We start from the raw sequence: 17794 nt of genomic DNA on the forward strand, positions 1-17794 counted from the left end.
GAAATAAAAAATAACTCTCAGATAAACGGCATTTACTCTCTGACACAAAAATAACTCACCAGTTTAGAAAGTGTGCTAAGTAGAAATTCCTAAATAACAGTATCATACCTTTAATTGAAATAGAAATATGTTCGGTTTCGAAATGTTCCTTCAAACTTTAAATTCATACCTTGTAAAATTCGAGTAGCAGTGTGAATATCCACCCCCAAAAACTCCCGACACTCCCTATTCGTAATACTTCTCTTAAAAATCAAAAACCACTCCAGCAAAGCCCTTTGATGGGCATTGTGGTCCCTCGCCCCGCAAAATGGACAATTCCAGGTCCGTGGCAGTTTAATCATTCCAAATCTGCCGCATTCCTCACACCTCACCCCTGGCTTGAAATCCCCAAAAGGTATTGAAAAACTCTCACTTATTGGTTTTGGAATAAATCGTTGATGACTGGCTAATAATTCTTTAGAAAGCCAATGGAGGGTATTTATATCCAACTGTTTGCCTTGTTGTGGGATGCTTCGAATGTAGGATGGTATCAAATTGGGGAATAATATCTTTGTTTTCGCAGGAGGAACGGCCACAATTTGCTTCGGATAGGCCAGTACAACCGCACCGTAAATGGGGAGATTGATGCCGCGGCTTCTTAGCCAGGCACCCAACAAATCACGGTTCCGCTCTAATTGGACGACAGGGCTTTCATAGCCATCCCTATGCCCATCTTCTCTAGTCCGGATCAACTGAGGAGGATTATCCTTAAACTCCAAAATGCCCGCAATATTTTTAACTTCTAAAACCAAACCATACCAGGGAGAGAAAAAAAAGTTGTCCATTTGAAATTGCTCATCAGATGTGGGAGATAAATCGTGGAAAATGCGGTGTTCAAATGGAAATGAATGTTTTCGGAAAATCTCAGAAACTCGTTCCTCCCCTCCAATTCCGGCCTCGACCGAAGCTTGTTTTGCAGCCAAAATAGGCATACAAGGATGGCCGCTGGATAACCGATTTTGAGCAGCAATTAACCCTTCTAACTTTAATGAGGGATCTCTATTTTTAAGATTAATGTTCATCCACCTCCTTCACCATGCATGTTAGCACATCGATAAAAATCCTACTATACATTTCATAATTTTGTTAAAAATATAGATTGACCACTATTGACCACAGGAGTCAACGGGATTATAATGATGCCATTGACCCACGTGGTCAACAGAAATAAAAGGAGTGCTGGCACAGTGTTTTCAAAGTTTCTCAGCCTAGAAAAGGAAAAACAAGATCGAATCATCAATGCTGCTATAAAGGAATTTGCCCAGAAAGGATATGATAAGGCTTCAACGAATGAAATCGTTAAGGAAGCAGGGATTTCAAAGGGGCTGCTATTTCATTATTTCGGCAATAAAAAGCAGATGTATTTCTTTTTATTTGACTATTGCACCACTCTCATAACCGACGAATATTACCTAAAGGTAAATTTTAAAGAAACAGACTTTTTTACAAGAATCCGGCAGGCGATTATCGTCAAAATGGAAATGCTGGGTACCCATCCAGATTTATTTAAGTTCATTCAAGAGGTATTTTTGGAGGACTCTCCAGAAATAAAAGTGGAATTTGATAAGAAAAAGCAGGAAATGACCCATATCAACATGGAGAAGTTTTATGAGGGCATTGATTATTCCAAATTTAGAGAGGATGTCGACCTCAAAAAAATCTTAAAAATCATTACTTGGACCTTTGAAAAATTAAGTGATGAAGTCTTAAATCAAGCAAAAATGTCACCTAACCATGAAATTGATTATCAAAAAATCCTGGATGAAACGGAAGAATATTTTCAAGTGTTAACTAGATGTTTTTATAAATAAAGGGGGCTATTAACGATGAATGTGATTGAAATTAATAATCTAACAAAGACCTACGGGAAAGCAAGAGGAATCACCAACATCAGCTTCAATGTCGAAGAAGGTGAAATCTTTGGATTCATCGGGCCCAATGGTGCTGGTAAATCCACCACCATCCGCACGCTGCTGTCGCTTATTTACCCAACAAGCGGCAGCGCAAGTATTTTTGGCAAGGACTGCATTCAGTTTGCCCCGGAAATAAAAAGGGAAATTGGCTACCTGCCGTCGGAAGTTTTTTACTATGACAATATGAAAGTGAAAGATCTATTAAAATACTCAGCTAGTTTTTATAAAAAGGATTGCAGTAAGAGAATCAAAGAATTGGCAGAAATCATGGATCTCGATCTCAATAAAAAGATCGATGACCTTTCATTAGGTAACAAAAAGAAGGTTGGAATTGTGCAGGGGCTGCTTCATGAACCAAAGCTCATTATCCTTGATGAACCAACAAGCGGCCTTGACCCGCTGATGCAGCAAAAATTCTTTGAACTGCTCGAAGAAGAAAATAAAAAAGGAGCGACGATTCTCTTTTCATCGCATATCCTCAGCGAAGTTCAGCGTCTTTGCAACCGAGTAGCCATCATTAAAGAAGGCAAGATCGTTACCGTAGAAAAGATTAGCACCTTAAAAGAAAACAACTATAAAAAGTTCAAGATTGAGACGAAATCGCCAATTAACCAGAATTATTTCCAAATGAGCGGCGTGAATAATTTAGCCATTGATGGCAGCATTACCAGCTTCCTATTCCGAGGAGATATTAATGCCATCATGAAGAAAATCGCGGAAATAGAAATTGCAAATCTATGGATTGAAGAGCCAGACCTTGAGGAGATTTTTATGCACTACTATGAAAAGGAGGCCTAAGAAACTATGAATATCTTTTTACATGAGTTGAAGGCTTACCGGAAGTCGACAATCATCTGGTCGATCTCATTAGTGTTGATCATCGCTCTGTTTATGTCGTTGTATTCTTCCATTGCCAAGGATGCAGAGGGCTTTTTAAAGATATTAGAAAATTACCCAGAGGCGATTAGAAATGCAATCGGATTTAATCAAGGAAACTTCTTTACAATATTAGGTTTCTACAGCTTCCCATTATCGTTTATTACTTTGTGCGCCGGCATCCAGGCAATGAATCTCGGAACTTCCATTGTCAGTAAGGAGGTCCGTGAAAAAACAGCCGATTTTCTGTTAACAAAGCCTGTGACACGCAGCCAAATACTCACAGCTAAGTTAATGGGGGCATTCGTGTCCTTGGTCATCACCAATATTATTTATTTTGCTGCGGCAAGTGTCTTGGCATTTCAAGTGAAAACAGATGACTTTAGTATGAAAATTTTCTTTTTGCTTACGCTGACTGTTTTTTTCATTCAACTGATTTTCCTGGCTTTAGGAATCATCATTTCTGTGATTGTTCCAAAAATCAAATCGGTACTGACTATCTCGCTTGCAACGGTCTTTGCCTTCTATTTTCTGGGGATATTTAGTGATACCACTGGAGAAGAAGTAAAACGTTATATTTCGCCATTCAAATATTTTGACACTGCCTATATTATCAAACACGCAGGCTATGAAACATCCTTTTTGATAGCCGGTGCAGTCATTATCCTTCTTGCTATTATGGCAAGCTTTGTTGTTTATTCTAAAAAGGATATTCATGCCGTTTAAAAATGGAGGTGTTTCCAAGGTGAATATATATGTAAAAGAGTTGAAGTCCCACCGAAAATCAATTATCTTTTGGAGCATTGGTGTCTTCCTGATGGTGGTATCGGGTATGACAAAATATGATGCTTATTCTTCATCAGGGCAATCGATCAATGATTTGCTTAAAGATATGCCAAGGTCACTAAGGGCTGTTTTTGGCATGAGTGATTTGGATTTATCGAAGGTAAGTGGGTACTACGGGATGCTGTTTATCTATTTATTATTAATGGCCACCATCCATGCGGCGATGCTGGGGGCAACGATTATTGCCAAAGAGGAGCGAGACAAAACCTCTGAGTTTTTGTTCGTCAAACCGGTATCTAGAACTACCATCATTACGGCAAAATTATTAGCAGCATTAACGAATATCATCATTTTCAATCTGGCAACCTGGATTTCTTCCATTGCTCTTATCGCAAAATACAATGAGGGTGAAGCGGTGAATAGGGATATCGCCCTTTTAATGGCAGGGATGTTCATTTTACAGCTGCTGTTTATGGTCATCGGCAGTGCCCTCGCGGCGGTTAAAAAGAGACCTAAGACGGCCGCCTCACTGGCAACTGGTATCCTTTTAGTAACTTACATGTTGTCGATATCGATTGATTTAAATGAGAATATAAAGGGTTTAAAATATTTGACTCCCTTTAAATATTTTGAAGCTAAAAATGTCATGTTTGGCAGTGGGCTCGATCCCGTTTTTATTGTGCTTTCAGTTGTATTGATCGCCGCACTGTCAGCTGTGACATATGTTTTTTATAAAAAGAGAGATTTAAACATATAGAAGACCGGGAGTTAATTCCCGGTCTTCTTATTTTTCATTGGCCATTTTTACAAGGGTAATAATATCAGTTGAAAGCTTGCTGTAAGAAGGTGCTTTCGCTTTAATATTGGTTTTGATCCCGTCGATGAGCGGCATGGCTTTTGGATTAGTGATCGTTAGGATCTGAACTTGGCCGTTGAAGGCTTTTGTCATGATATCCTTCGCCCGTTCTAAATTGTCATCGGTATTGACCTTTTTCATGTCGACCCCGTCTAAATTCCCTTTGCCGGAAAGGCCATTCGTATTGGTTAACACCTTTGACTGCATTTCATCATAACGGGTGGAGGTGGTTTCTTGATTCGCTCTTGCGAGGATGATGGTGTCATCAAGGACGAACACCTTAATCCCTGGAACCCCTTCCCCTGCAAGTCGTGACTCTAAGTGTGATGAAATTCCCCCGTCATGTAAACTGGAGCTGCCAATTAAGCTGTAGACATTGCTGCCAAGCCCGCTTGTCGCTTGAGTTGTTTTCTTCTTGGCTCGGTCCACGCTTGGAATCACATTGATACTATTATGATTGCCGTGGACGACTCCATTTCCCTTGTTGTTCAGGGACTGTTGGTGCAGATCATGATTAATGGCCGCATCTGCCTCATGTGCTTTTAGATCTTGCTGCCCAGAACATCCGCCTAGTAACAAAAGGGTCCCAATTAAAGGTGTACAGCAAATTTTCCAATTCTTCTTCATTCCTTCGTCGCCTCCTTTTTAAAAATAAATTTCCCTTTTCCTTTTGTGCGTATGAATGGTTTATTTTGGGAACATTATCAAACAGAAGGCAGAAAACTGCCTAAGTCTACAATTTTTTGATTCATTTTCCTTGGAGGTGTTTGGAATGACAGAAGAAAAAAAGGAAAGGCCGGATTTATTATCAAGGAGAAAATTTATTCGTAATACGGGCTATACAGTTGGGGGTCTTGCCGTTGGCGGCGTTTTGGGGAGCATCCTCCCGCTTGGGACGGCAAAGAAAAATAAAGAGGAAACAGCCCAGAATTTTAATCGAGCGCTCATGTATTTTACCCCTGAACAATATCGGATTGTTGAAGCAGCAACCGAGCGGATTTATCCGAAGGATGATCATGGTCCAGGTGCCAAAGAATTGGGAGTTGCCTTTTTTATTGATCACCAATTAGCAGGTGATTGGGGCTTTAACTCACGGGAGTATATGCAGGCACCCTTTTTTAAAGGGGAAAAGGTTCAAGGCTTCCAAGGCCGGTTAAAACGGAGAGATATTTTTGACATTGCCTTACGCGAACTGAATAACCATAGCCAATCTGTTTATAAAAAGGACTTTGTCGACTTAAAGGGCGATGAGAAGGATGCTATCCTCAAAGACTTTGAGGAAGACAAAGTGAATATTACCACGATTTCACCAAGTGGATTTTTCAATATGCTGAGGAGTTCAACCCTAGAAGGTGTTTATAGTGACCCGCTTTATGGCGGCAATAAAAATATGGACGGCTGGAAAATGCGCAATTATCCAGGAAGTCAAATGGCTTATGCCTCTGTTATTGAAAAGGATTTTAAGAAAATTAAACCGCAAAGTCTGCAGAATCATATGGGTAAGTAGAATTTTTTAAAAAGAAGGTGAGAACATGGCGAGAAAGTTACCGAAAGTAGATGTTGTTTTGGTTGGTGTTGGCTGGACTGGAGGAATTATTGCCGCCGAGCTAACGAAGAAAGGCTTAAAGGTAGTCGGCTTAGAGAGAGGAAAGGAACGAAAAACCGAAGATTATTATATGGTTCATGATGAATTGCGCTATGCCTTGCGCTATGACCTTATGCAGGACTTGTCGAAGGAAACGATCACCTTCCGCGGCAATGAAAATATCCGTGCTCTGCCAATGAGGCAATACGGTTCGTTCCTGCTTGGTGATGGTTTAGGCGGATCAGGTGTTCATTGGAATGGACAGACATACCGGTTCCTTCCATATGATTTCGAGATCCATAGTAAAACGATTGAAAAGTACGGAAAAAATAAAATCCCGGCGGAAATGTCCCTGCAGGACTGGGGCATTACCTATGATGAGCTTGAACCCTATTATGATCGATTTGAAAAAACAGCGGGGATTTCCGGTGAGGAAAATCCACTGGGAGGCAAGAGGTCCGATAAATATCCGACTCCGCCAATGAAAATGTCTCCGCCAATGAAAATGTTCGAAAAAGCGGCGAAGAAATTGAATCTCCATCCTTATATGATGCCATCTGCTAATTTATCGGAGTCGTATAAAAACCCGGATGGGATCCAGAGGTCAGCTTGTCAATACTGCGGCTACTGCGAAAGGTTTGGCTGTGAGTATGGGGCAAAGGCTGATCCGGTTGTGACAGTAATTCCGGTAGCACTAAAATCGGGTAATTTTGAGATCAGGACGCATTCCAATGTTAGAAGAATTTTAAAACAAGGTAACAAGGTGACGGGAGTTATGTATGTAGACACGACAACCGGAGAAGAAATTGAGCAGCCAGCTGACATTGTTGTGATGACAAGCTATGTATTCAATAACATCCGTTTGCTCTTGATGTCTGATGTAGGAAAACCGTATGATCCGAAAACAGGGAAGGGCGTTATCGGAAAAAATTATGCTTACCAGGTTATGAAAGGTAATGCTGTCGGGTTTTTTAAGGATAAAGAATTTAACACCTTTGCCGGGGCAGGTTCGCTTGGTATTCTGTTTGATGATTATAATGGCGATAATTTTGACCACTCCAAATTAAATTTTATTCATGGTGGCGGCATATCGCTTACACAAACGGGCTACAGACCGATTCAAAACAATCCTGTACCAAAGGGAACGCCAATGTGGGGGAAAGAATTTAAGAAGCAGTCGTTAAAATATGCAAACCGTGTTTTAACTGTTGCAGCACAAGGGTCATCCATGCCATTTAAGCATCATTTTCTTGACCTCGATCCTACATATAAGGATGCATTTGGCGACCCGTTAATTCGGATTACCTTTGATTTTGAAGAACAGGACCGTCAGCTCGCTGTGTTCCTAGCTAATAAATGTGCCGATGTCGTTAAGGAAATGGGTGCGGACCATATTGATTCATTGAAGGAGTTAGGACCGTATGATATTACCACTTATCAATCGACGCATAATACAGGCGGGGTGATTATGGGGGCAGACCCGTCCACCTCTGCGGTCAATAATTACCTGCAAATGCATGATTATGATAATTTATTCGTTGTGGGTGCATCCGCTTTTGCGCATAACTCGGGGTATAATCCGACGGGAACAGTCGGGGCTCTGGCCTACCGTGCGGCCGAAGGCATCCTGAAATACCACGATAAGGGTGGACAAGTGGGTTAGAAAGTGTTTAAAAAGATACCAACAATGGTAATATGGTAAAATAAACATATTAAAGGAGGAGAAACTCTATGACGACACAAAATGAAAGCAAGTCCTTACCGCCAAAAACATGTTCTGTTGAACGACTCGTAACATTGGAAGCGGATGTAAAGAAGGTCCTATCCGGAGAAAAAACAGCCACACGCCGGAATGGCCGTTACGCTGATCCAGGTGAAATCATGACACTTGAAGGCCGGAAGTTCGTTGTTGATAAGGTTTATTCACAAAGCCTAGGCGAGCTGACAGATGAAGATGCCCGCCGCGAGGGCTTCCAAACAGTGGAAGAATACAAGCAATCAATTCTATCCATTCACCCAGGTATGCCCTGGCTCCCGCAAATGCGCGTTTGGGTTCATGAATTCAGCCCGGTTGAATAGAAAAGAAATGGTCCATTGCCAATGATGGGCCATTTTTTAATGGAATTTTAATCTTTCGGCAGTCGTATAAATTTGTTTAATACAGGAACACAAAATTATAATAGCTATATCAAAAGATTTCCGACAAGCCGGGGTGACTAGAATGAAGTTTTTTAATAAATACATAAACAAGTATTGGAAGTCTTTTAGCATGGCTGTCTTATTCCTCACCTTCGAGGCGATTAGTGATTTAATGCAGCCTACAATCATGGCTAAAATCATCGATAAAGGTGTGGCGGAAAAGGACCTTCATTATGTATTAAAAATGGGCGGCGTCATGCTTCTGATTACGGCGGGTGGTGCAGTTGCGGCCTCGACAAGGAGTATCATCGCCAGTATTGTTTCGCAAAATTTTGGCACGGAGCTCAGGTCCGATTTGTTTAAAAAAATCCAAACACTTTCGTTTAAACATATTGATCGGTTTGACCGCGCGTCGTTAATTACACGGCTCACCAATGATGTTACCCAGGTGCAGGTCTTCGTCAATGGCTTAATGCGGATATTCGTTAAGGCACCGCTTCTCGCCATTGGCGGCCTGATCATGGCGACGCGCCTTAACCTCCACCTTGCGGTCGTCCTCGCAGTCGTCGTGCCAATTGTGGCCATTCTCATTATTTTCAATATGAAAATAGGGTTTCCTCTTTTTTCTAAGGTACAAAAAGCGCTCGACCGAGTCAACGCTGTCATGCGTGAGTACTTATCAGGGGTCCGCGTTGTCAAAGCTTTTAATCGATCCGATGTGGAGATTGGCAAATTTACGAAGGCAAATGAGCATTTTCGTGATCAATCCATTACCGCCAGCCGCTTGATGGCGACCTTCAGCCCGGCGATCATGCTGACTGTGAATCTTGGAATCGTTGTCGTGTTATGGATCGGTGGTTTAGGGGTAAATAAAGGGAATATCCAGGTCGGCCACATTATTGCCTTTACCAACTATATGACGCAAATCTTATTTTCTTTAATGATGATCTCAATGGTTTTTAATATGTTTGTCAGAGCGAGGGCTTCTGCAAGCAGAATTGGTGAGGTCTTTATGCTTGAGGATCCTTCCGTTATGGATACGGAAGCCGCACCAAAACAAGGAGAAAAAGGCAGCATTGAATTTGAGAATGTCTCTTTTACCTATGAGACTGCATCGGGCCAGCCCATCTTAAAACATATCCATCTAACCATTTTACCCGGCGAAACCGTCGGTATTATCGGCTCGACAGGCTCGGGAAAAAGTACGCTTGTTGGGCTTATTCCACGCTTCTACGATATCACAAGCGGTACGATTAAAGTCGATGGAGAGGATATTAGCCAGGTAAATCCCAAAAAACTAAGGGAGAAAATTGCGATTGTCCCGCAAAAGAATATTTTGTTTACGGGAAGTATCGCAGAAAATCTCCGCTGGGGAAAAGAGGACGCCACTGAGCAGGAAATGGAAGAAGCGGCATTAATCGCCGGTGCACACGACTTTATCTCAGCCTCACCTGAAGGCTACAACACGAAAATTGGCCAGGGAGGCGTTAATTTTTCCGGCGGGCAGAAGCAGCGGATTTCAATTGCCCGGGCATTGGTGAAAAAACCGGAAATATTAATCTTGGATGACAGTACAAGTGCTGTCGATGTGGCAACTGAGGCCAGAATTAAGGAAGGCTTGAAAAAATATGCCAGGGGCCTTACGTGTCTCCTGATTGCCCAGCGGATAACCTCGATTATGGATGCCGATAAAATCATTGTCCTGGACCACGGAGAAATCGTTGGGGTCGGCAGTCACCCTGAATTAATGAAAGATTGTAAGGTGTATCAGGAAATTTACCACTCGCAAATGGGCAAGGAGGTATCATGAAATGTCAAACCAACAAACAAGCAATCCCCCTTCCCCTCCCCCATTACGGCCAGGTGGTGCCCAGCGATTAAGGGGCCCGGTGGTAAAGCCGAAGAACTTTAAAGGAACATTAAAACGGCTGTGGGAATACTTCGGGAAAGAACGGAAAATGCTAACCGTCATCTTTATCTTTATTCTTGTCGACGCTGTCCTTATGCTGGCAGCTCCGTACCTGATTGGGAAATCCATCGATGCCATGACTCTCAAACGTGGCAAGGTAGATTTCAATGTTCTCGAAATGCTGATCATCATTTTAATAGCTGCTTATATAGCGGATGCCCTCCTTACCTTTTTGCAAGGTTGGCTGATGGCCGGCGTAGCGCAGCGAATAGTCAAAAGCTTACGGGAATCTATTTTTCAAAAATTGCAAAAGCTGCCTGTCTCGTTTTTTGATTCGCGCACCCACGGTGAGCTGATGAGCAGGCTGTCCAACGATGTCGATAATGTCAGTAATACCATTTCCCAATCGACAACCCAATTAATGTCCGGGGTGATTGTCATCGCCGGATCGTTAATCATGATGCTGGTATTAAGCCCATTGTTAACATTAGCAAGCCTAATTACCGTGCCGCTTGTATTTTTGCTGACAAGGACGATTGCGAAAAGAACGAGCGTCATGTTTAAAAATCAACAAATCCAGCTGGGCCAATTAAACGGCCATATTGAGGAAACGATTTCCGGGATTGAAGTGGTCAAAGCCTTTAATCATGAGGAGAAAGTAATTGAGGAGTTTAGTACGGTCAATGAACGGTTGCGTGAGGTCGGCCTTAAGGCGCAAATTTGGTCAGGGTTCCTGATGCCGATTATGAATGTTATCAATAACCTTGGCTTTGCGGTCATTGCCGTAGTCGGCGGTATTCTTGCAGTAAAAAGCCTGATTACGGTTGGGGCTATTGCCAGCTTTATCACCTATTCGAGGCAATTTGTCAGGCCGCTTAATGATTTGGCGAACATTTTTAATATCCTTCAATCGGGCGTCGCTGGGGCGGAGCGGGTTTTTGAAATCATTGATGAGCAGGAAGAACCTGCTGATTCGAGTGATGCAGTGCCATTGGAAAACCCAAAAGGTCATGTTGTTTTTGAAAATGTCAGCTTTGGTTACAGGGCAGATGTCCCGATTCTAAAGAATGTCAGCTTTGAAGCGGAGGTAGGCAGCAGTACGGCCTTGGTGGGGCCAACCGGTGCGGGAAAAACGACGATTGTGAATCTGCTGACAAGATTTTACGATGTGACTAACGGGAGAATCCTGCTCGATGGCCGTGATATACGTGATTACACAAGGGACAGCCTTCGAAGCTGCTTCGGTTTTGTTCTGCAGGATACGTATTTATTCTCCGGAACCATTAAGGAGAATATCAAGTACGGAAAGCCGGAAGCATCTGATGAAGAAGTCGAGCAGGCAGCAAGGATGGCGAATGCGGATGCTTTCATTAAGCGGCTGCCCCGTCAATATGACACTGTGCTTTCAGAAAATGGCGGAAACCTCAGCCAGGGGCAGCGCCAGCTGTTAGCAATCGCCAGGGTTTTCTTAGCGAAACCTTCGCTGCTTATTTTGGACGAGGCAACCAGCAGCATCGATACGAGAACGGAGCTCCATATTCAAGCCGCACTGCTGACTTTGATGAAAGACCGGACCAGCTTTATCATTGCCCACCGTTTAAATACGATTCGCGATGCCGATATAATCATGGTCATTGACCAAGGGCAAATCATCGAAAAAGGAAGCCATGATGCCTTAATGAGCAGGCAAGGACGATATTACCAGATGTTTTTTAACCAATTTAAAAATGTAGAAGGTGCACTGGATTAAGTGAACTCGAAAAGCTCCCGCTGTAGGCGGGGGCTTTTTGTTATGTTTTCTATAAAAAGTAAACTTTATAAAATATTATCTAAAAATGCCAAAATATGATAATGTAAATAGGTGAATTTGTCGAAATAAAGGTGGATCGAACGTGAAAAAGTGGACAATTTTTTTAAGCAGCATCGTTGTCATATTAGCAGTAGGGGCAGGGTCGCTTTATTATTACCTCAATATTAAAGAATATAAGACGGCTGATCCAAAAGTAGATAATATTGTTAAAACGGATTTTACTATCAAATTACCTGATGATAACACTACACAGACTGGATCTGTGGCAGATGCAAAAGGTCAAAATTTAAGCAAGGCGGTTAAGAAGGTTTCGTCGAGCTCAGCAAATGAAACGCATGAACCTACAAAGATAGAAAGTAAAACAACAGCTCCTATCGTCAAAACAAAACCGACTGCCGCTAGCATTATCGGAAAATATCAAGCGTCCTTTAATGATCTCGAAGGCCAAGCAGACAGCAAACTTAATAATCTTCTATCCTACGCCATGAGTGAATATCAAGAAAAACAGGCCAATGGTGAGGACATTTCTTATTTCTATTTCTATTCAAAATATAATGGTGCGGCCAAAAGATTGGAAGCGAGTACCGATAATTCATTTTTCATTATTTATAATGCCCTTGTGAAAGAATTGGGAAGTTATGGGTACAGCGCTGACGAAGCGAAGCCGATTAAGAATCATTATGTAAGTCTGAAAAAGCAGAAAAGATCTGCGCTAATGGATAAAGCAGTCGGCGCATTAAAATAATGAATAGGAAAAATGTATTATTTTGTTGTAGAAAATGGTAGTTTTATGTAAAATAAGACTATTACTTCTTATAGTAAACTAGCATTCTAGTTTATAGATTCAGAGGTTCAGTACATAATAACTAGGAGGATTATCGTGAAAAGAATTATTGTATTATCTAGCTTTTTATTCCTTTTCCTATTAGCTGTGCTTCCAGCAAATGTTTCTCATGCTGCTGAAGCTGTTAATGTTAAGGGAATATCATTAGAAACAGACAAAGGCGAAATCAAAGCGACTGGCACTGGAAACAACTTTACGTTTGATTTAATTGGGGAAACTGGAGACGTAAAAAAATTAGTTATTGCTTCAGATAACGCCGATAGCGCGACAATTCCTGGAGAACCAGCTTTCGGAATTCCTGACATTACCGGCCATTTTTCTAATGGTCAATTGGTTATTGATAAGGGAAGATTTCTAACATGGTTGGATAAACCTGAGAATGCACAGTTTAAACAGCTTTACAATTTGGCATTTCCACAGTATGCAGCACCAGGGATTGATACGATTGTGTCAATTCAAGATATCAGGAATAATGTCACTAGTGACGATGTATATGGTGGCTATGTAACAGATATTAATGGTAACCAGTCAGAAGTTAATATAACTTTTAAAATTGATGGCTGGAAGTTAGAAAACGGCAAATGGTATTACTATAATGATCAGGCTAAAAAATTAACTGGATGGTTAAATGAAGGCGGCAAGCGGTACTACCTTGATCCAAAAGCAGATGGAGCTATGGTAACTGGCTGGTTTAAAGTGAATGGCAAGTGGTATTACTTTAATCCTTCTGGTGACATGAAAAAAGGCTGGTTCAAAGATAAAGGCAAATGGTACTACCTCGATGCAGTAAATGGCGATGCGTCAATCGGCTGGGATAAAATCGGCGGCAAATGGTACTATTTTGATCTAGTTAATGGTGATATGAAAACAGGCTGGATTAAATTAGGTAACAAGTGGTATTATTTAGATACAGTTAATGGCGATATGAAAACAGGCTGGTTGAAATTAGCTAACAAGTGGTACTATTTAGATTCAGTTAATGGCGATATGAAAACAGGCTGGTTGAAATTAGGTAACAAGTGGTATTATTTAGATCTTTCAAGTGGTGTAATGAAAACTGGCAAAGTAAAAATCGGTTCCAAATGGTATACTTTTGCTAGCGACGGACACTGGTTATATTAATTATTTAGTAAGAGAGAATGCAATTTTGCATCCTCTCTTTTTTCATGGGATTTTTGAAAAAGTAGTGACAAGTGTAAAGACACTTGCTAGAATATCTATGTTTAGTAGCGTTTACTATTCCTTTTCAAATATAAAGAGGACAAATTGGGGAATAATGTTAATGAACGCTACAGCATAGGGGGATTTTAATGGACAAAAAGGAAATATCAGGCCGTAAATTACTTGGCATTGCCGGGATGGGTTGGATGTTTGATGCCATGGATGTCGGAATGCTTTCCTTCATCATTGCGGCTTTAAAAGTAGAATGGAATCTAACCCCGGGGCAGATGGGCTGGATTGGCAGCATCAATTCTATTGGGATGGCTGTCGGTGCCCTTATGTTCGGCTTAATGGCTGACCGTATCGGGCGGAAAAATGTCTTTATTATTACGTTATTATTATTTTCAGTTGGCAGCGGCGCCTCTGCTTTTACGTCAACTTTAACTGTCTTTTTAATTTTTAGATTTTTAATAGGAATGGGCTTGGGGGGAGAGCTCCCTGTCGCTTCCACTCTCGTATCCGAAAGTGTTCCGCCGGAAAAACGCGGCCAGATTGTCGTTCTTTTGGAAAGCTTTTGGGCGGGCGGCTGGCTGATTGCAGCCCTGATTTCTTATTTTGTCATTCCCAAGTTTGGCTGGCAGACAGCATTAATCATTAGTGCCATCCCTGCCCTTTATGCCCTATACTTACGAATGGGGCTGCCGGATTCACCGCGGTTCTCAGCCATAAAGGATAAAGAGAAAATTTCTGTTTTCCAAAGTCTTGGGAAACTTTGGTCGAAAGAGTATGGACGCCAAACGGCGATGCTTTGGGTCTTGTGGTTTTGCGTTGTTTTTTCTTATTACGGGATGTTTCTCTGGCTGCCAAGCGTGATGGTGATGAAGGGCTTTAGTTTAATTAAAAGCTTTGAATATGTCCTAATCATGACATTGGCCCAATTGCCGGGTTATTTTACCGCTGCCTGGTTTATCGAAAAATTTGGCCGCAAATTTGTATTAGTTGTTTATCTAATCGGTACTGCTGCCAGCGCTTATTTCTTTGGCACGGCCGAATCAACCGCCCTTTTGATGACCTCTGGAATCCTGCTGTCCTTCTTTAATCTTGGAGCCTGGGGAGGATTATATGCCTATACTCCTGAACAATATCCAACGATTATTCGCGGGACAGGTGCAGGTATGGCTGCTTCCTTTGGGCGGATTGGCGGAGTGCTGGGTCCATTATTAGTGGGTTATCTTGTGGCCCAAAAAATGTCGATTCAGTCCATCTTTACGATCTTTTGTATCTCTATCATTATTGGAGCGTTAACAGTATTGTTTTTTGGAAAAGAAACGAAAAACAAAGAATTGGTATAACAATTTGTTGAGAGAGACTCCCTTTTGGGGTCTCTTTTTTTTTCAATTTAAGAAGAAAGAAATATATTTAGACAAAATATTAATCTGATTATAACCCTTTTAATGGAAAAGTAAATTCTTATTCACTTTAGTTGAATAAAGCTTTAAAATGTACGAAAACCGAAGAAAATATTATTTTCAAAATTATTTTAAAATAACGCGGAAATAGACTAGACGAACTATAAAATTTTAGATACAATGTTTTCAGAATATTATATGTTTTTTAAACAGTAGCACAAAAGGTTGGGAAAATTTTTCGGAAAAACAGGGGGTTAAGTATGAGAAAGAAAAAGGTAGCTGGAATTTTTATGTCGCTGATGATGGCGGCAGGCGTAATGGCAGGATGTGGCTCTGCGAGCACGAGCGGAGATGCTGAAAAGGGCGGCACAATCAAGATCGGTGCAAACCTAGAGCTATCCGGCGGTGTAGCTTCTTACGGCCAGTCTGTAAAAGAAGGTGTTGAATTAGCCTTTGAAGAAATCAATAAAAAAGGTATTGACGGCAAGAAATTAAAATTAGTGGCAGTTGATAATAAATCAGATGCTGCAGAAGCAACAAACGGTGCTATTAAGCTAGTCAGCCAAGATAAGGTATCAGCAATCATCGGTTCCGCAACAAGTACAAATACCCTAGCCCAAGTTCAAATTGCCCAAGATAACAAAGTTCCATTAATTACACCAACTGCTACTAACGCTACAATTACAAATAAAGACGGTAAGGTAAATGACTTTGTATTCCGTACTTGCTTTATCGATCCATTCCAAGGTACTGTTGCTGCAACTTTTGCACTAGACACTCTAAAGGTTAAATCTGCAGCCGTTATTATCGACAGCTCCAGTGACTATTCAAAAGGCCTAGCGTCTTCCTTTAAAGCGAACTTTAAGAAAAATGGCGGTACTATCGTTGCAGAAGAAGCATACGTAGCGAAGGATACAGATTTTAATGCAATCCTAACAAATATTAAAGCAAAAAATCCAGATTACGTGTTCCTTCCTGGGTTCTATGAAGAAGTTGGTCTAATCGTAAAGCAGGCTCGTGCTCTTGGTATTAATGTTCCAATTATGGGCGGCGATGGCTGGGATTCTCCTAAACTAGTAGAAATTGCTGGTGCCGATCCGCTTAAAAATACATTTATCACAAACCACTATTCTTCTGGTGATAGCGATAAAAAGGTTCAGGAATTCGTATCTGCATTTAAAGCTAAGTATGATGGTAAATCACCTGATGCCTTTGCTGCTTTAGGTTATGATACTGCTTACTTCGTTGCCGATGCCATTAAACGTGCAGGAAGCAGCGATCCTAAGAAAATTCAAAAAGCCCTTGAATCAACTGACGGCCTTCAACTTGTATCTGGAAACTTAAAGCTTGATAAAAACCATGATCCAATTAAAGCAGCAGTAATTCTTGAGTATGTAAACGGCCAACAACAATTTAAGACAAAGGTAAATCCTTAATTTCTATAAGTGTTTTAGTTGGATAGGGAGCGAAATGCCTCCCTATTCCAATTTATTAGAAACAAACACTTTTTCCAACATGTTAACCAAGTTAACGCCTAATTTTTTAAAAAAGTTGAGTCCTTCTAAAGGAGTGTTACACAAATGGAAATCATACAGCAGCTAGTCAACGGAGTTTCCTTAGGCAGTATTTACGCTTTAATTGCCTTAGGGTACACAATGGTATATGGTATCGTAAAATTAATTAACTTTGCCCATGGGGACGTCTTCATGGTTGGTGCATTTATTGGATTTTATTGTATTTCAATTTTTCATTTAGGATTTTTCCCAGCATTAGTGATTGCCATGGTGGCCTGTGCCATTTTTGGAGTCTTAATTGAGCGGATTGCCTATAAGCCGCTAAGAAATGCGACAAGGATTGCGGCGCTGATTACAGCGATTGGTGTATCCCTGTTTATCGAGTACGGAACAATTTATGCTCGCGGTGCACAGCCGGAAGCATATCCAAGCAACATCGTTCCACTAAAGAGCTTAGAGATTTTGGGTGTTAAAATCAGCGGACAATCTCTTTTAATCTTAGGTACATCAGTTTTCTTAATGATTTTACTGCAGTTTATCGTTCATAAAACCAAAATTGGTAAAGCAATGCGTGCCGTATCACACGATATGGATGCTGCAAGATTGATGGGAATCAATGTAAATAATACAATTTCTGCGACTTTTGCGATTGGTTCTGCCCTTGCTGGAGCAGCAGGCGTTATTTTCGGAATGTACTACACAAAAATTGAACCATTAATGGGAATTATCCCAGGACTTAAGGCTTTCGTTGCTGCCGTTTTAGGCGGAATCGGCATTATCCCTGGTGCAATGACAGGCGGTTTATTACTAGGTGTTATCGAGGCCCTTGTAAGTGCATCCGGATATTCTTTATGGCGTGACGGTGTAGCCTTTGTAGTTTTAATTCTAATTTTAATTTTCCGACCAGCAGGTTTATTTGGTAAAAATGTCAGGGAAAAAGTCTAGGGGGTGGC

General features: G+C 41.2%; 16 protein-coding genes. 14 read left to right on the forward strand and 2 right to left on the reverse strand.

The annotated features are described in order from the left end of the window. Nucleotides 1–110: 110 nt before the first annotated feature. On the reverse strand, nucleotides 111–1061 hold the full coding sequence (locus V7161_RS11425; RefSeq protein WP_335445220.1) for a nuclease-related domain-containing protein: 951 nt from the start codon (nucleotides 1059–1061) through the stop codon (nucleotides 111–113). 165 nt (nucleotides 1062–1226) lie between these two features. Between V7161_RS11425 and V7161_RS11430 the strand changes: the two genes are divergently transcribed. Genes V7161_RS11430 through V7161_RS11445 form a run of 4 tightly spaced genes read left to right on the forward strand, consistent with a single transcriptional unit; the run spans nucleotide 1227 to nucleotide 4371 of the window. Then, complete coding sequence (locus tag V7161_RS11430) at nucleotides 1227–1850, forward strand: TetR/AcrR family transcriptional regulator (protein WP_335445221.1); 624 nt, start codon at nucleotides 1227–1229, stop codon at nucleotides 1848–1850. A 15-nt stretch (nucleotides 1851–1865) separates the two neighbouring features. Continuing rightward, complete coding sequence (locus tag V7161_RS11435; protein WP_335445223.1) at nucleotides 1866–2750, forward strand: ABC transporter ATP-binding protein; 885 nt, start codon at nucleotides 1866–1868, stop codon at nucleotides 2748–2750. Between the two features lie 6 nt (nucleotides 2751–2756). Then, the gene (locus tag V7161_RS11440) at nucleotides 2757–3554 is read left to right on the forward strand and encodes an ABC transporter permease subunit (protein ID WP_335445224.1); all 798 of its coding nucleotides are present in this window, start codon (nucleotides 2757–2759) and stop codon (nucleotides 3552–3554) included. 19 nt (nucleotides 3555–3573) lie between these two features. Then, the gene (locus V7161_RS11445; RefSeq protein ID WP_335445226.1) at nucleotides 3574–4371 is read left to right on the forward strand and encodes an ABC transporter permease subunit; all 798 of its coding nucleotides are present in this window, start codon (nucleotides 3574–3576) and stop codon (nucleotides 4369–4371) included. Between the two features lie 27 nt (nucleotides 4372–4398). On the opposite strand, the gene V7161_RS11450 is transcribed toward V7161_RS11445, so the two are convergent. Further along, on the reverse strand, nucleotides 4399–5097 hold the full coding sequence (locus V7161_RS11450) for a hypothetical protein (protein WP_335445228.1): 699 nt from the start codon (nucleotides 5095–5097) through the stop codon (nucleotides 4399–4401). 145 nt (nucleotides 5098–5242) lie between these two features. Between V7161_RS11450 and V7161_RS11455 the strand changes: the two genes are divergently transcribed. The 10 genes from V7161_RS11455 (at nucleotide 5243) to V7161_RS11500 (ending at nucleotide 17786) form a co-directional block, all read left to right on the forward strand. Continuing rightward, nucleotides 5243–5977: a gluconate 2-dehydrogenase subunit 3 family protein gene (locus tag V7161_RS11455; RefSeq protein WP_335445230.1), complete on the forward strand. Its 735-nt coding sequence runs from the start codon at nucleotides 5243–5245 to the stop codon at nucleotides 5975–5977. Between the two features lie 25 nt (nucleotides 5978–6002). Further along, complete coding sequence (locus V7161_RS11460; RefSeq protein ID WP_335445231.1) at nucleotides 6003–7718, forward strand: GMC family oxidoreductase; 1716 nt, start codon at nucleotides 6003–6005, stop codon at nucleotides 7716–7718. 68 nt (nucleotides 7719–7786) lie between these two features. Beyond that, on the forward strand, nucleotides 7787–8134 hold the full coding sequence (locus V7161_RS11465) for an ASCH domain-containing protein (RefSeq protein ID WP_335445233.1): 348 nt from the start codon (nucleotides 7787–7789) through the stop codon (nucleotides 8132–8134). A gap of 142 nt (nucleotides 8135–8276) precedes the next feature. Then, nucleotides 8277–10004: an ABC transporter ATP-binding protein gene (locus V7161_RS11470; protein WP_335445235.1), complete on the forward strand. Its 1728-nt coding sequence runs from the start codon at nucleotides 8277–8279 to the stop codon at nucleotides 10002–10004. A gap of 1 nt (nucleotide 10005) precedes the next feature. Next, entirely contained in the window at nucleotides 10006–11853 is a 1848-nt protein-coding gene (locus tag V7161_RS11475) for an ABC transporter ATP-binding protein (protein WP_335445237.1), read from the forward strand. Nucleotides 11854–11995: 142 nt separating this feature from the next. Beyond that, complete coding sequence (locus tag V7161_RS11480; protein ID WP_335445238.1) at nucleotides 11996–12658, forward strand: hypothetical protein; 663 nt, start codon at nucleotides 11996–11998, stop codon at nucleotides 12656–12658. Nucleotides 12659–12793: 135 nt separating this feature from the next. Further along, nucleotides 12794–13879 (forward strand): hypothetical protein, encoded by a 1086-nt coding sequence (locus V7161_RS11485; RefSeq protein ID WP_335445239.1) that lies wholly within the window; start codon nucleotides 12794–12796, stop codon nucleotides 13877–13879. A 188-nt stretch (nucleotides 13880–14067) separates the two neighbouring features. Then, entirely contained in the window at nucleotides 14068–15270 is a 1203-nt protein-coding gene (locus V7161_RS11490; RefSeq protein WP_335445241.1) for an MFS transporter, read from the forward strand. Nucleotides 15271–15587: 317 nt separating this feature from the next. After that, the gene (locus tag V7161_RS11495; RefSeq protein WP_335445242.1) at nucleotides 15588–16763 is read left to right on the forward strand and encodes an ABC transporter substrate-binding protein; all 1176 of its coding nucleotides are present in this window, start codon (nucleotides 15588–15590) and stop codon (nucleotides 16761–16763) included. A gap of 144 nt (nucleotides 16764–16907) precedes the next feature. Further along, complete coding sequence (locus V7161_RS11500; RefSeq protein WP_335445244.1) at nucleotides 16908–17786, forward strand: branched-chain amino acid ABC transporter permease; 879 nt, start codon at nucleotides 16908–16910, stop codon at nucleotides 17784–17786. Nucleotides 17787–17794: the final 8 nt, after the last annotated feature.

Source organism: Neobacillus drentensis (assembly GCF_036965425.1).
Lineage (GTDB): Bacteria > Bacillota > Bacilli > Bacillales > Cytobacillaceae > Neobacillus > Neobacillus drentensis_F.